Annotated in this window: 11 protein-coding genes; 10 read left to right on the forward strand and 1 reads right to left on the reverse strand. The window is 41.0% G+C overall.

Annotated elements, in window-relative coordinates:
• Positions 1-114 precede the first annotated feature (114 nt).
• Genes MHH87_RS04410 through pyrE form a run of 8 tightly spaced genes read left to right on the forward strand, consistent with a single transcriptional unit; the run spans position 115 to position 9,585 of the window.
• On the forward strand, positions 115-993 hold the full coding sequence (locus MHH87_RS04410; RefSeq protein ID WP_340748115.1) for an aspartate carbamoyltransferase catalytic subunit: 879 nt from the start codon (positions 115-117) through the stop codon (positions 991-993).
• A 1-nt stretch (position 994) separates the two neighbouring features.
• Positions 995-2,269, forward strand: a complete 1,275-nt coding sequence (locus tag MHH87_RS04415; RefSeq protein WP_340748116.1) for a dihydroorotase — start codon at positions 995-997, stop codon at positions 2,267-2,269.
• The gene (locus MHH87_RS04420) at positions 2,269-3,369 is read left to right on the forward strand and encodes a carbamoyl phosphate synthase small subunit (RefSeq protein WP_340748117.1); all 1,101 of its coding nucleotides are present in this window, start codon (positions 2,269-2,271) and stop codon (positions 3,367-3,369) included. Before MHH87_RS04415 ends, MHH87_RS04420 begins: the two co-directional genes overlap by 1 nt.
• A complete protein-coding gene (gene carB / locus MHH87_RS04425; RefSeq protein WP_340748118.1) occupies positions 3,362-6,559 on the forward strand; it encodes a carbamoyl-phosphate synthase large subunit in 3,198 nt (1,065 codons plus the stop codon). Before MHH87_RS04420 ends, carB begins: the two co-directional genes overlap by 8 nt.
• 1 nt (position 6,560) lies before the next feature.
• Positions 6,561-7,334 (forward strand): dihydroorotate dehydrogenase electron transfer subunit, encoded by a 774-nt coding sequence (locus tag MHH87_RS04430; RefSeq protein WP_340748119.1) that lies wholly within the window; start codon positions 6,561-6,563, stop codon positions 7,332-7,334.
• Positions 7,331-8,242, forward strand: a complete 912-nt coding sequence (locus tag MHH87_RS04435) for a dihydroorotate dehydrogenase (RefSeq protein WP_340748120.1) — start codon at positions 7,331-7,333, stop codon at positions 8,240-8,242. The genes MHH87_RS04430 and MHH87_RS04435 overlap by 4 nt, the downstream gene beginning before the upstream one ends.
• Before the next feature lies 1 nt (position 8,243).
• A complete protein-coding gene (gene pyrF / locus MHH87_RS04440) occupies positions 8,244-8,951 on the forward strand; it encodes an orotidine-5'-phosphate decarboxylase (RefSeq protein ID WP_340748121.1) in 708 nt (235 codons plus the stop codon).
• 1 nt (position 8,952) lies between these two features.
• The gene (gene pyrE, locus MHH87_RS04445; RefSeq protein ID WP_340748122.1) at positions 8,953-9,585 is read left to right on the forward strand and encodes an orotate phosphoribosyltransferase; all 633 of its coding nucleotides are present in this window, start codon (positions 8,953-8,955) and stop codon (positions 9,583-9,585) included.
• Positions 9,586-10,508: 923 nt separating this feature from the next.
• Here the strand turns inward: pyrE and MHH87_RS04450 are convergent.
• The gene (locus MHH87_RS04450) at positions 10,509-12,191 is read right to left on the reverse strand and encodes an Rqc2 family fibronectin-binding protein (RefSeq protein WP_340748123.1); all 1,683 of its coding nucleotides are present in this window, start codon (positions 12,189-12,191) and stop codon (positions 10,509-10,511) included.
• Between the two features lie 572 nt (positions 12,192-12,763).
• Here MHH87_RS04450 and MHH87_RS04455 point away from each other — a divergent pair.
• Both MHH87_RS04455 and gmk read left to right on the forward strand, forming a co-directional pair.
• Positions 12,764-13,639, forward strand: coding sequence for a YicC/YloC family endoribonuclease (locus MHH87_RS04455; RefSeq protein ID WP_340748124.1), 876 nt, complete (start codon positions 12,764-12,766; stop codon positions 13,637-13,639).
• 168 nt (positions 13,640-13,807) lie between these two features.
• Positions 13,808-14,425: a guanylate kinase gene (gmk, locus tag MHH87_RS04460; protein WP_340748125.1), complete on the forward strand. Its 618-nt coding sequence runs from the start codon at positions 13,808-13,810 to the stop codon at positions 14,423-14,425.
• Positions 14,426-14,427: the final 2 nt, after the last annotated feature.

Consider the following 14,427-nt stretch of genomic DNA (forward strand, 5'->3'; position numbering starts at 1 on the left):
ACCTTTTCACACCTTCCTTTGCCTCATTGATGCCATCAATGAGGCTTTTCTTTTGAATGGTTTTCCCAGTCAAAAGAGGTGGATTTAAAAATGCATGACAATCGGAGGCGCGTTATGAAAAACTTACTTTCAATGGAACATTTATCGAATGAAGAAATTTTACACATCTTAGACCGAGCAAGAGATTTTGAAAATGGCGGAAAACCTCAATTATCGCGCTCATACAACATTGCAAACTTATTTTTTGAACCGAGCACACGTACAAAAACAAGCTTTGAGATGGCGGAACGTCGTGTCGGTTGTACTGTTATTCCTTTTGATGCAAGTTTCTCAAGTGCAGTAAAGGGTGAAACGATGTACGACACAGTAAAAACGCTTGAAATGATTGGTATGGATGCAGTTGTGATTCGTGCAAAGGAAGATGAATACTACAACGAGCTTTTAGAAGGCATCAACGTAGCAGTCATTAACGCAGGCGATGGCGCAGGTCAGCACCCGTCACAATCATTACTTGATTTATACACGATTCAAAAAGAGTTTGGCACATTTGAAGGATTGAATGTCACGATTGTAGGGGATGTCTCACATAGCCGTGTAGCAAAATCAAATGCCACAGCACTTACTCGATTAGGGGCAAATGTTCGATTCCTCTGCCCAAAGGAATGGGCAGGCGAGTTTGAAGCGTTCCACTCTTGGGATGAAGTACTTGAAGATAGCGATGTAGTCATGCTGCTACGTATTCAACATGAACGTCATTCTGTAAGTAAAAGCTTCTCAAAAGAAAGCTATCATGAGCAGTATGGATTAACAGTTGAGCGAGAGAACAGGATGAAGCCTGATGCCATCATTATGCATCCAGCTCCAGTGAACCGTGACGTTGAAATTACGGATGAGTTAGTCGAATGTGAACGATCACGTATTTTTGAACAAGTGCGAAACGGTGTATTTGCACGTATGGCCATTGTAGAAACGATTTTGAAGGAGAGACCATAACATGACAAAAGTTATTCAAAACGTACAACTATTAACTGAACAAGGCGAGTTAGTAACAACTTCTTTGACAATCGAAGACGGGAAAATTGCTAGCGTTGGTGGTGACATTCCAGCCGGTGCGGAAATTATTGAAGGGAACGGCCATTTTATCTCACCGGGTTTTGTCGATGTACATACACATCTGCGTGAACCAGGATTTGAGCATAAAGAAACAATTGCAACAGGTTCAGCATCTGCTGCAAAGGGTGGTTTTACAACGATTTGTGCAATGCCGAATACGAAGCCAGTTCCAGATTCGGTAGAAAACATGCAACTTATTAATGGCTTAATTAAAGAAAGTGCTGTAATTCGCGTTTTACCATATGGCTCACTTACGAAAGATATTTCTGGTGAGGTACGTACAAATATCGAAGAACTTAAAGCAAACGGAGCAGTGGCATTTTCGGATGACGGTGTTGGGATTCAATTATCATCAACAATGTATGAGCAAATGAAAGAAGCGGCGCAACATAATATGGTCGTTGTGGCGCACTGTGAAGATAACTCACTAATTTATGATGGCGTTATGCATGAAGGAAAACGCAATCTGGAGCTTGGCTTACCGGGGATTCCATCAATTTGTGAATCGGTACAAATTGCACGTGACGTATTACTAGCGGAAGCAGCAGGTGCGCGCTACCATGTTTGTCATGTTTCATCAAAAGAATCAGTGCGTGCTGTCCGTGATGCAAAAGCAGCGGGCATTCGTGTAACAGCTGAAGTTTGTCCACACCATCTACTACTTGAAGAAATGGATATTCCTTCAGATGATGCCAACTGGAAGATGAACCCGCCATTACGTGCAGCAGACGACAAAGACTCATTACATGCGGCACTACTTGACGGCACAATTGACTGTATCGCGACAGATCATGCACCTCATACAACAGAAGAAAAATGCTGTGGTATGGTGGGCGCTCCGTTCGGTATTGTAGGCTTTGAAACAGCTTTCCCGTTACTTTATACAAAATTCGTTGAAACAGGTAAATGGACGCTAAAACAATTAGTCGACTGGATGAGCGTAAAAGCAGCAGAAATTTTTGAACTTCCATATGGCAAAATTGAAGTAGGGTGTTCTGCGGATCTGGTTTTAATTGACTTAAATAAAGAGCAAGCGATCGATGCAGAAGGTTTTGTGTCAAAAGGACGTAATACACCATTTAACGGTTGGGTAGCAAAAGGCTGGCCGGTCATGACAATTTTTGAAGGCAACATTGTATATCAGGAGGCGGAATAATGAAAAAACGTTTATTAATTTTAGAAGACGGCACAGTGTTTCACGGTACAGCATTTGGTAGCGATGAAGCTTCGCAAGGTGAGGTTGTATTTACAACAGGGATGACAGGTTACCAAGAAACATTATCTGACCCTTCATTTTACGGACAAATCGTAACATTAACATACCCTTTAATTGGGAACTACGGAATTAACCGTGATGACTTCGAAGCGATTTCACCAGCAATTCGTGGCTTCGTAGTACGCGAGCTATGTGATCAACCATCAAATTTCCGTTGTGATATGACGTTAAATGACTATTTAACATCGAAAAACATTCCTGGTATTGAGGGAATCGATACACGTAAATTAACGCGTATTATTCGTACACAAGGTGCGGTTCGCGCAATTCTTACTGAAGCGGATGCAGAAGTAAAAGTAGACGAAATCGTAGCACAGCTTCAAGCAACACCGTTAATTACGCATCATGTAAAAGAGGTTTCACCAAAAGCTGCGTATCCATCACCAGGTCGTGGTAAACGCGTTGTGTTAATCGACTACGGTATGAAGCATGGTATTTTGCGTGAGCTAAACAAACGTGACTGTGATGTAGTCGTTGTTCCATATAACACACCGGCTGAAGAGGTGCTGGCTTGGCATCCAGACGGCATTATGTTATCAAATGGCCCTGGTAACCCAGCGGACGTAACAGAAGCAATCGACACGCTTCGCAACCTAATTGGTAAAGTCCCAATCTTCGGTATTTGCTTAGGGCATCAACTATTTGCACTAGCAAGCGGCGCAACAAGCTTTAAATTACCATTCGGTCACCGCGGAGCGAACCACCCAGTTAAAGATTTACGCACAGGTCGTACGGAGTTAACTTCACAAAACCACGGTTATGCAATTGACGAAGCGTCACTTGCAGGCACAGACCTTGAAGTAACACATTTAGCATTAAATGACGGAACAGTTGAAGGCTTACGCCATAAAGTACACCCGGTATTTACAGTACAATATCACCCAGAAGCATCACCGGGACCAGAAGATTCAAACCACTTATTTGATGAATTTATTGAGTTAATGGAGCAAGAAGCAGGGAAGGGGAAACAACATGCCTAAACGTACAGATATAGAAACTATTTTAGTAATCGGATCAGGTCCAATTGTTATCGGCCAAGCAGCGGAATTTGACTATGCAGGAACACAAGCTTGTCTTTCATTAAAAGAAGAAGGCTACCGTGTCATCTTAATCAACTCAAACCCAGCGACAATCATGACGGACACAGAAATCGCAGACAAAGTATACATCGAGCCAATTTCTTTAGAGTTCGTTTCACGTATTTTACGTAAAGAACGTCCAGATGCCATCCTTCCAACATTAGGCGGTCAAACAGGTCTGAACATGGCGATTGAGCTTGATGAATCAGGCATTTTAGATGAGCTAAATATCGAAATTCTTGGGACAAAACTTGATGCGATCCATAAAGCAGAGGACCGCGACTTATTCCGTAACTTAATGTATGAACTTGGTGCACCAGTACCAGAATCAGACATTATTCACAATATGGAAGAGGCACATGCGCTTGTGGCACGTATTGGCTACCCAGTAATCGTACGTCCTGCATTCACACTTGGCGGAACAGGCGGCGGTATTTGTCATAATGATCAAGAGCTTGAAGAAATCGTAACATCGGGGCTAAAATACTCACCTGTAACACAATGTCTTCTAGAAAAATCAATCGCTGGTATGAAAGAAATTGAATACGAAGTAATGCGTGACGCGAACGACAATGCCATCGTAGTATGTAACATGGAAAACTTTGACCCAGTAGGTATCCATACAGGGGATTCAATCGTAGTCGCACCTTCTCAAACATTATCAGACCGTGAATACCAAATGCTACGTAATATTTCACTTGATATTATCCGTGCGCTTAAAATCGAAGGTGGTTGTAACGTACAGTTAGCACTGGATCCAAATAGCTTCCAGTACTATGTAATCGAAGTAAACCCGCGTGTATCTCGTTCATCGGCACTTGCATCAAAAGCAACAGGTTACCCTATTGCCAAACTTGCTGCAAAAATTGCAGTAGGTTTAACGCTTGATGAAATTAAAAACCCAGTAACAGGTTCAACATACGCTTGCTTCGAGCCCGCACTTGACTATGTTGTAGCGAAAATCCCGCGCTGGCCTTTCGATAAATTTGAATCAGCAAAACGTAATTTAGGTACACAAATGAAAGCTACAGGTGAAGTAATGGCGCTTGGCCGTACATTCGAAGAAGCTTTATTAAAAGCAGTTCGCTCACTTGAAACTGGTCATGTGCATATTGAAATGAAGCATGCAGAAGACTTAACAGATTCTTGGATTGAAAAACGTATTAAAAAAGCTGGGGACGAGCGTTTATTCTTCATCGGTGAAGCAATCCGTCGCGGCGTAACAATCGAACAAATCCATGAGTGGTCAGCAATCGACTTATGGTTCTTAAATAAATTAAAGAAAATCGTTGATATGGAAGCAACACTTGCTGCAAACAAAAACGATAAAGATGTCTTACGTACAGCAAAACGTCTAGGCTTTGCTGATAAAAAAGTAGCTGAGCTTTGGGAAACGACACCGGAAGCAATCTACGCATTCCGTAAAGATACAGGCATCATCCCTGTGTATAAAATGGTTGATACTTGTGCGGCAGAGTTTGAATCACAAACACCATACTTCTACGGCACATACGAAGATGAAAACGAATCAATTCGCTCTGAAAAAGAATCGGTAATCGTACTTGGTTCGGGTCCAATCCGTATCGGACAAGGGGTAGAGTTTGACTATGCAACCGTGCACTCAGTTTGGGCAATTAAAGAAGCAGGTTATGAGGCAATCATTATTAACTCAAACCCAGAAACAGTATCTACTGACTTCTCAATTTCAGATAAATTATACTTCGAACCACTAACAATCGAAGACGTAATGCACATCGTGGACTTAGAGCAACCAAAAGGTGTAGTCGTTCAGTTTGGTGGACAAACTGCCATCAACTTAGCAGATAAATTAGCAGCGTACGGCGTGCAAATCTTAGGTACTTCTCTAGAAGATATCGACCGTGCTGAAAACCGTAATAAATTCGAAGCGGCATTACAAGAAATGGGTATTCCCCAACCACAAGGGGAAACAGCGGTATCAACAGAAGAGGCATTAGTTATTGGTAAAAAACTAGGCTTCCCTGTACTAGTTCGCCCTTCTTATGTACTGGGTGGACGCGCAATGGAAATCGTGTATAACCTTGAAGAGCTCGAGCACTATATGGAAAATGCAGTAGAAGCATCTCCAGATCATCCGGTATTAGTTGACCGCTATTTAACGGGTCAAGAAATCGAAGTAGACGCAATTTGTGACGGTGAGAACGTCTTAATTCCGGGGATTATGGAGCATATTGAGCGCGCAGGTGTTCACTCTGGTGACTCCATCTCGGTCTACCCACCACAAAAATTATCACAAGATCAAAAAGATGTGTTAGTTGATTACACAACACGCTTAGCAAAAGGTCTTGGTATTATCGGTTTAATGAATATCCAGTACGTAATCTCTCAAGGTGAAGTGTACGTAATCGAAGTAAATCCACGTTCATCTCGTACAGTACCGTTCTTAAGTAAAATTACGAACATCCCAATGGCAAACATTGCAACAAAAGCGATCCTTGGTCAATCAATTGTCGAACAAGGCTACCCAACAGGTCTTGCAAAAGAGAAGCAAGGTGTATTCGTTAAAGTCCCAGTGTTCTCATTCGCCAAACTTCGTCGTGTAGACATTACATTAGGCCCTGAAATGAAATCAACAGGGGAAGTAATGGGGAAAGATTCAACACTTGAAAAAGCGTTATACAAAGGCTTAGTTGCAGCAGGTATGGAAATTAAAACACATGGTACGGTTCTTTTCACAGTGTCAGATAAAGATAAAGAAGAAGCAATCGCACTTGCAAAACGTTTCTCAACAGTGGGCTACCGCATTGTAGCAACAGAAGGTACAGCAGCGATTTTCGAGCAAAACGGTGTGCGCACAGATGTTGTCGAAAAAATCGGTGGTAAAGGCAGAACATTACTTGATTTAATTCAAAACGGTGAAGCACAACTCGTAATTAACACATTAACAAAAGGTAAGCAACCAGCACGTGACGGGTTCCGTATCCGTCGTGAGTCTGTAGAGAATGGCGTACCTTGCTTAACTTCATTAGATACAGCAGAAGCGATGTTACGTGTAATCGAATCGATGACATTTACAGCAGAAGAAATGCCAAAATCGGAGGTAGTACACTAAAATGATCCGTCAAGAGAAAATGACCGTTGTTGCTCAGCAGCTAATTGCGACAAACATTTTCGAATTGACACTACAAGGGGAACTGGTTCAGGATATGACTCCTGGCCAGTTTGTCCATGTCAAGGTGTCCGATTCGCAAGAGCCATTATTACGTCGACCAATTAGTATCGCCAATGTTGACAAAGAAAAAAATGAATTTACGATGATTTATCGTGCAGAAGGTCGAGGGACTCAGGTGCTTGCATCAAACCGTGAAGGTCAAGTAGTCGATGTACTAGGGCCACTTGGGAACGGCTTCCCAGTTGAAGCAGTACAACCTGGTCAAACGGCACTTCTAGTTGGTGGAGGAATCGGTGTACCGCCACTGCATGAATTATCAAAGCAGTTAAATGCACGCGGCGTGAAAACAATTCACGTGTTAGGCTTCCAAACAGCAGATGTTGCATTTTACGACGAGCAATTCGCGGCATTAGGTGACACATATTATGCAACAGTAGACGGCACAAAAGGAACAAAAGGTTTCATCACAACGGTATTTGATGAAGTGAAGCCAGAGTTTGACGTGTTTTACTCTTGTGGACCACTGCCAATGCTACGTGCATTAGAGCAGTACTATCCGGAAAAAGTAGGTTATTTGTCATTTGAAGAGCGCATGGGCTGCGGTATTGGTGCTTGCTTCGCATGTGTTTGTAAAACAACGGATGCAATCGAAAAAGATTATGTAAAAGTGTGCTCAGACGGGCCAGTATTCCCGAAAGGAGTTGTGGAGCTATGAGCCGCATCAACATGGAACTACCAGGATTAGAGTTAAAAAACCCAATTATGCCGGCTTCAGGCTGCTTCGGATTTGGCCGTGAATACGCGCAGCTTTATGATCTATCTAAGCTGGGTGCTATCATGATTAAAGCAACAACTGTTGAAACGCGTCTAGGAAATCCAACACCGCGTGTCGCAGAAACAGCAGCAGGTATGTTAAATGCAATTGGACTTCAAAACCCAGGCATTGAAAAAGTAATGAACGAAGAATTAAAGTTTTTAGAAGGTTATGATGTGCCGATTATCGCAAATGTCGCGGGTACAACAACAGAAGACTATGTAGAAGTCGCGCGTCGCATTTCTACAGCGTCTAATGTGAAGGCATTAGAATTAAACATCTCTTGTCCAAACGTCAAACATGGTGGCATTCAATTTGGTACAGACGCGGCAACAGCACGTCAGCTTGTGGAAGCAGTAAAAGCTGTTTCACAAGTGCCAGTCTATGTAAAACTATCACCAAACGTAACGAATATAGTAGAAATCGCACAAGCTGTGGAAGCGGGCGGTGCAGACGGTATTACAATGATTAATACATTAGTAGGTATGCGCTTAGATGAACGTACAGGAAAACCTGTTATTGCAAATGGCACAGGGGGGCTATCAGGTCCAGCAGTAAAACCAGTTGCCATTCGTATGGTGTACGAAGTATATAAAGCAGTCAATATTCCGATTATCGGAATGGGCGGTGTGACGAACGTACAAGACGTAATTGATTTTATGTCAGCGGGTGCTTCTGCAGTTGCAGTAGGTACAGCAAACTTCGTTGAACATTTCGTTTGTCCAAACATTATCGACGCGCTACCAGCCAAACTGGATGAGCTAGGCGTAGAGCATATTTCAGAAATTATCGGAAGGAGCCACCGTTAACATGAACAACAAACCAATTATTGCACTTGACTTTCCTGGAGAAAAAGAAGTGTTCCACTTTTTAAATAAATTTAACGAGCCTTTATTCGTAAAAATCGGCATGGAGCTTTATATGCAGGAAGGTCCAGACATTGTTCGTAAAGTAAAAGAGCAAGGTCACGACATTTTCCTGGATTTAAAACTTCATGATATTCCGAATACAGTGAAGTCCGCAATGAAAGGTTTAGCACGACTTGGTGTTGATTTAGTCAATGTTCATGCAGCGGGTGGTAAGCCCATGATGGAAGGTGCGCTTGAAGGCTTAGAGGCAGGAACAGCTGCTGGTAAAGAGCGCGCGGCATTAATCGCGGTAACACAATTAACATCAACGACAGAAATTCAAATGCAGCAAGAGCAAAAAATTGCGTTATCACTACAAGATTCAGTATTACATTATGCGCGTCTTACAAAACAAGCGGGCTTAAATGGTGTCGTTTGTTCGGTTCATGAGGCACGTGCGATTGCAGATGCGTGCGGTGAGGATTTCCTTCGCGTCACGCCAGGTATTCGTATGGCAGGTGGCGATGCACATGACCAAAAACGTATTGCAACGCCAGACGGGGCTCGTCAAGACGGTTCTTCATTAATCGTCGTTGGCCGTGCTATTACAGGTGCAGCGGATCCAATAGCAGCTTATAAAAATGTTTGTGAATTATGGGAGGAAAAATAAGATGTCATTACAAAACGAAATCGCACATGCAATGTTAAAAGTAGGAGCAGTGGAACTAAATCCAACAGACCTTTTCACATGGGCTTCAGGAATCAAATCTCCAATTTACTGCGATACACGCTTAACAATTTCAGATCCTGTTATTCGTAAACAATTAGCGAACGGGTTAGCTTCATTAATCAAAGAAAACTTCGGTGAAACAGAAGTTGTAGCAGGAACAGCAACAGCAGGTATCCCACATGCAGCTTGGGTTGCGGATATTTTAGAATTACCAATGGTGTATGTACGCTCAAAAGCAAAAGAGCATGGCCGCGGTAACCAAATTGAAGGTAAATATGCAGCTGGTCAAAAAGTGGTTGTGGTAGAAGACATCGTATCAACTGGCGGCTCTTCAATTACAGCGGTAGAAGCATTACGCGCGGCGGGCTGTGAAGTATTAGGGGTAGTTTGTGTATATACTTATAACTTACCAAAAGCTGAAGAAGCATTCGCTGCTGCAGATGTAAAATATGCATCACTTACAAACTTCGACTACTTAATCGAAGCAGCAAACGAATCAGGCACGATTCAAGAAGACCAAATTCCGTTCTTAAAGAGCTGGCACGCGGATCTTAAAGCGGGTACTCTTAAATAATAAAATCAAAGTAATTCCAATAACAAAACACCACATGAGTTCCCAATGCTCATGTGGTGTTTTCAGTTTGTTTTTTGTAAATGTCCCTTATTTTTTGTTGAAAAATGAAAATAGGCGCATTTAGCATACAACTTAATTGTAAATAAGTGAAAATGACACTTAATTTCGAATAAGTTGTATATCGATTTCGACTTTTTGAGACGAACTCTATTACGATAAACTACAATGAAATTTAACAGCGGCAGCCTAAAACTTCTTTTCGTTTTTTCTTTTTATTGTACAAAGTGTTTCCTTAAAATCTTTATTTACATAATAACTACAATGTTAATTTACATTGCCAATATTAAAGAAAAGGATCAGTTCATTTTAATGGATTAATAAAATTTTTCCTGCTTATTAAGCAATTTTTGAACGCTACCCCTTTATGGAAAAATAGTTTGACGGTGTTTTGGTACTTAAGAGACTGACCCTCTTTAGTTAGCTCTATATATTATTTTTAAATTTTTAAATTGTCCCAATGTCTTTCTTCCTCACTAGCAAAAATTATAAAACCTTCCCCTTGATTGATAGCTAAATCTGCTTCGATGACAGCATTCCTATCTAGTCAATTCGATTATTCGGTCACATACCTCTCCCGATAATTCCGCTATGTTTTTCAAATTTTCTACTTAATTCTTAAATGTTGGGAAATATCGGATATCCCGTCGTAAAACGTCATCATTTGTCATGACTTCTTTTCAATCGTTTATCGCATATCCTGACATATTGAGCGTTTTGTGTGATAGTGCATATGTCTATTCGACAAGTTTCTAAATGCATTGCGAAATTTCGTCGTATTAATAAGCGAGATGATCAAAATCGACAGAAAAAACTACTGAAACACTTATTTATTGTTTCAGTAGAAAAATGATAAAATCCTATTCTTATTTTTTAAACGATAAAATTTTAGCTTCATCTGGTGTAACGTACAAAGTCCTTTGTTCAAAATAAATTACAAATCCAGGTTTTGCACCACTTGGCTTCTTCACGTGACGGATTTCCGTGTAGTCTACAGGTACAGAAGACGATTCGCGGGCTTTACTAAAGTATGCACTTAACATCGCTGCTTCCATTAATGTTGCTTCATCAGGTTCAGTAGTATGTATAACTACGTGTGATCCTGGAATGTCCTTTGTATGTAACCAAATTTCATTGCGTTTCGCGATTTTGAATGTTAAAAAATCATTTTGTTTATTGTTTTTACCGACAGAAATTTTAATGCCTGTTGATGAAGTGAATTCTTCAGGCGTTGGTTTTGTTGGTTTTTTCTTTTTCTTTGATGCGCGTAAACGTAGATAGCCCTGCTCCGCTAGCTCTTCACGAATTTCTTCAATATCAGCAGGGGCTGCTTGCTCAACTTGCTGCATGAGCATCTCGAAATAAGCGATATCATTCACCGTTTTGTCGAGTTGCTCCTGTACCATGATGAGCGCGTTTTTCGCTTTATTATATTTTGTGTAGTAGCTTTGTGCATTTTCAACGGGTGTTTTACGCGGACTTACTGGGATGCGTACCATTTCACCCGTTTCACTATAGTAATTCGCAACATCGACAAAATCCACGCCTTTTTCAAAATTATACAGATTGGCCATTAACAGCTCACCGTACAGCTGAAACTGATCAAGATTGGCAGCGCGGTCAAAATCTTTTTGTAGTTTTTTTAGTTTTAATTTTAATTTATTTATTTCGTTAATGAGCCAACGTTCTAAATCGCCCGCTTGCTGTTTTACGCGGTCGCGCTCAGCACGGGCAAAGAAAACACGATCCAGTAGCTCGCTTAAATTTGGATAGTTCGTCACATGCCCTTCTAGATGTGTTAAATGTGCAGGTGAATAATAGATCTTTCCATTGCTTTCTAAATACGTAGGGTGTGCGGCACTTGCAACTTCGGTAGTAAATTGTCGGAATGCCGTAACCACATCTTGGCTCTTGATACGGTGCAGTAGCTCTGCTGCTTGCATTGGTGAAAACGCAGCAAAATGAGTTACTACATCTTTCGGTTCTTTGTCCTCGGCAAAAAAAGCTTGGATGTCTTGGTCAGCTACTTCGTATGGGTTCACTTTATGCTGAGCAGGTGGAGCCATATAAATTTGACCTGGTAGCACGGTACGGTAGCTATTGAGGGACGGTGGTAAGTGCTTTAAACTATCGATAATTTTATCGTTACCCGCATCTAAAAGCAGTAAATTACTATGTCGTCCCATAATTTCAATGACCAACTTACGTGTAATTGGGTCGCCGATTTCATTTTTACTTTCGATAACGAGCTGTAAAATTCGCTCTGAGCCATCATGCTGGACTGCATGTATAAATCCACCTTCAATATGTTTACGTAGAAGCATACAAAACATTGGTGGCTCTGCCGGATTTTCAATAGATTGCTCCGTAAAATGGACTCGTGCATAAGAAGGGTGAATCGAAAATAACAGCTTTTTATTACTGCCACCCGCACGAATGTGTAGGACGACTTCTAATGCGTTCGGTTGGTGTATTTTAGTAATGCGGCCGGAAACAAGCGTATGTATTTCATTGGCCATTGCTCGTGTAAATAATCCATCAAATGCCATGTAAATTCCTCTTTCATGAACGTGCAAAGGAAACCGCCTTGCCGTTTTCGTCATATTTTATCCGATATGCAATCGGTCGTATTATTAGTTGGCGCCGAGTTACTTAAAACGGCACTCAAAATAAAAAATAGGCACAAGCTCCACAGTCGTTACAATGTTAGCAACCAAAAGCTCAATAGCAAATGGAGGGAATGCCCTATGCCCATTGTAAAGCAAATCTACTGTTTTGACATCTGTGATTAAGTTGAACTAAAATGTTTTGATGTATTTTATTGATTAGTAATGGGAACGTCTTGCTGATTAGTTTAGTTTTATGCAAAAAACGTATAAAATGATGGGATATTAATCGTAAAACAATCGGAACGACTAATGGATAGGGCAATCGGACAGGTTGTTAGTATCGTAACATTCATAGTCTCTAATTGTATCTTAAATAATGATGATTTCGACTAATGAGATGCGTAGAGTTATTTAATCAGGGTATCGATGCGTTTTTTCTATAAAACAATCATCATAAACTCGTCAACATATGATATAATTATAGCAGTATGCAAAGAAGGATGTGACGAACCTTGGTGCGTAGTATGACTGGCTTTGGCAGGGGTGTCACAACGACGAAATCTTATCAACTTACCGTTGAAGTTCGTGCTGTGAATCATCGTTTTTTAGAGATTAATACAAAGTTTCCGAAAGAATGGATGGAGTCTGAGGTTCTTGCTAAAAAGATGCTTTCCGATGCCGTTTCTCGTGGAAAACTTGATGTTATAATTTTTATAAAAGAACTCCAAGTAGCAGAACATAAAATTCAGATTAATTGGCCATTACTTGATGCATATCGTAAGGCAAAGGAAGAGCTGGCACAAAATGTCTTTATCGAAGAGAAATGGACGATGCAAGAAATTGCTATGCTTGATCAAGTATTAGTCGTTGATAAAGAATCTTATGTTCAAACAGATATTTTAGAAGCTGTACAACAGGCAATGTCCCAAGCAATTGAAAATTTATTACAAATGCGTGAACGTGAAGGACAAGAGCTTGAAGTCGTTATGCTGCAATATAAAGAGCAACTGCAACAGCAAATTTCATTCATTCGACAAACGTCGCCAGAAGCTGTAGCGAAATATCGTGAACGTTTACTTGCGCGTATTGAAGATGTAGTGAGTGGACAAGTCGTTGAGGAGCGTTTACTAACAGAAGTTGCGTTGTTTGCAGAGCGTGTTGATATTTCAGAGGAACTGGATCGCTTAGATAGTCATTTCCATCAGTTAGATGAAACGCTTCAGGAAACAGTAGCGATTGGACGTAAGCTCGATTTTTTAATGCAGGAAATGCATCGTGAAATTAATACGATTGGATCAAAAAATCAATCTTCGCAAGCTTCGATTGCTGTCGTACAAGCGAAAACAATTTTAGAAAAGATGCGAGAGCAAGTTCAAAATATTGAATAGGCGGATGTCACAGATTTTGAAAGGAATTAGTGGATGTTAGCCTAATTTCGTTGCATTTATGCGACGGCTGCTAACTGACCTGCATCACGCAGGCCCAAGACAATTCAAAATCTAGACGCCAATTACGCCGAGGTGTAATTGATTGAAAAAGGGAGAATAAATTATACAATGAAAAAACAACGTGGCTTATTAATTGTATTATCAGGTCCGTCGGGTGTTGGGAAAGGAACGGTTCGTAAAGAGTTATTCTCGCAGGCCGATACGAATTATGAGTATTCTATTTCAATGACAACACGTAATCCTCGCGAAGGTGAAGTAGATGGTGTAGACTATTTCTTTAAGACGCGCGGGGAATTTGAAGGGCTAATCGAACAAGGTGGCTTACTAGAACATGCAGAATTCGTAGGGAATTACTACGGTACACCGCTTGCCTATGTAAATGAAACACTGGATTTCGGACGCGATGTCTTTTTAGAAATCGAAGTACAAGGTGCTGCACAAATTCGTGAAAAGGCGCCGGATGCGTTGTTTATCTTTTTAGCACCACCTAGTTTATCTGAGTTAGAACAACGTTTAGTTGGACGGGGCACAGAAACAGAGGAAGTCATTGCCAAGCGTATCGCAACAGCGAAGGAAGAGCTTGAAATGATGAGCTTATATGATTATGTAGTAGAAAATGATGAGGTTCAAAATGCGTGTGATAAAATCAATGCGATTATTAAAGCAGAGCATTGCCGCCGCGAACGCGTCGAAAAAAGATATTTGTCAATGTTGAGAGGAGAATAAAC

The organism is Solibacillus sp. FSL H8-0538 (assembly GCF_038003525.1).
Lineage (GTDB): Bacteria > Bacillota > Bacilli > Bacillales_A > Planococcaceae > JBBOPI01.

Bases quoted from the DNA above. Each gene is read 5' to 3' on its own strand.
- MHH87_RS04435 (WP_340748120.1), top strand. From the start codon at position 7,331: ATGAGCCGCATCAACATGGAACTACCAGGATTAGAGTTAAAAAACCCA.
- MHH87_RS04450 (WP_340748123.1), bottom strand. From the start codon at position 12,191: ATGGCATTTGATGGATTATTTACACGAGCAATGGCCAATGAAATACAT.
- MHH87_RS04420 (WP_340748117.1), top strand. From the start codon at position 2,269: ATGAAAAAACGTTTATTAATTTTAGAAGACGGCACAGTGTTTCACGGT.
- pyrF (WP_340748121.1), top strand. From the start codon at position 8,244: ATGAACAACAAACCAATTATTGCACTTGACTTTCCTGGAGAAAAAGAA.
- MHH87_RS04430 (WP_340748119.1), top strand. From the start codon at position 6,561: ATGATCCGTCAAGAGAAAATGACCGTTGTTGCTCAGCAGCTAATTGCG.
- MHH87_RS04415 (WP_340748116.1), top strand. From the start codon at position 995: ATGACAAAAGTTATTCAAAACGTACAACTATTAACTGAACAAGGCGAG.
- gmk (WP_340748125.1), top strand. From the start codon at position 13,808: ATGAAAAAACAACGTGGCTTATTAATTGTATTATCAGGTCCGTCGGGT.
- MHH87_RS04410 (WP_340748115.1), top strand. From the start codon at position 115: ATGAAAAACTTACTTTCAATGGAACATTTATCGAATGAAGAAATTTTA.
- pyrE (WP_340748122.1), top strand. From the start codon at position 8,953: ATGTCATTACAAAACGAAATCGCACATGCAATGTTAAAAGTAGGAGCA.
- carB (WP_340748118.1), top strand. From the start codon at position 3,362: ATGCCTAAACGTACAGATATAGAAACTATTTTAGTAATCGGATCAGGT.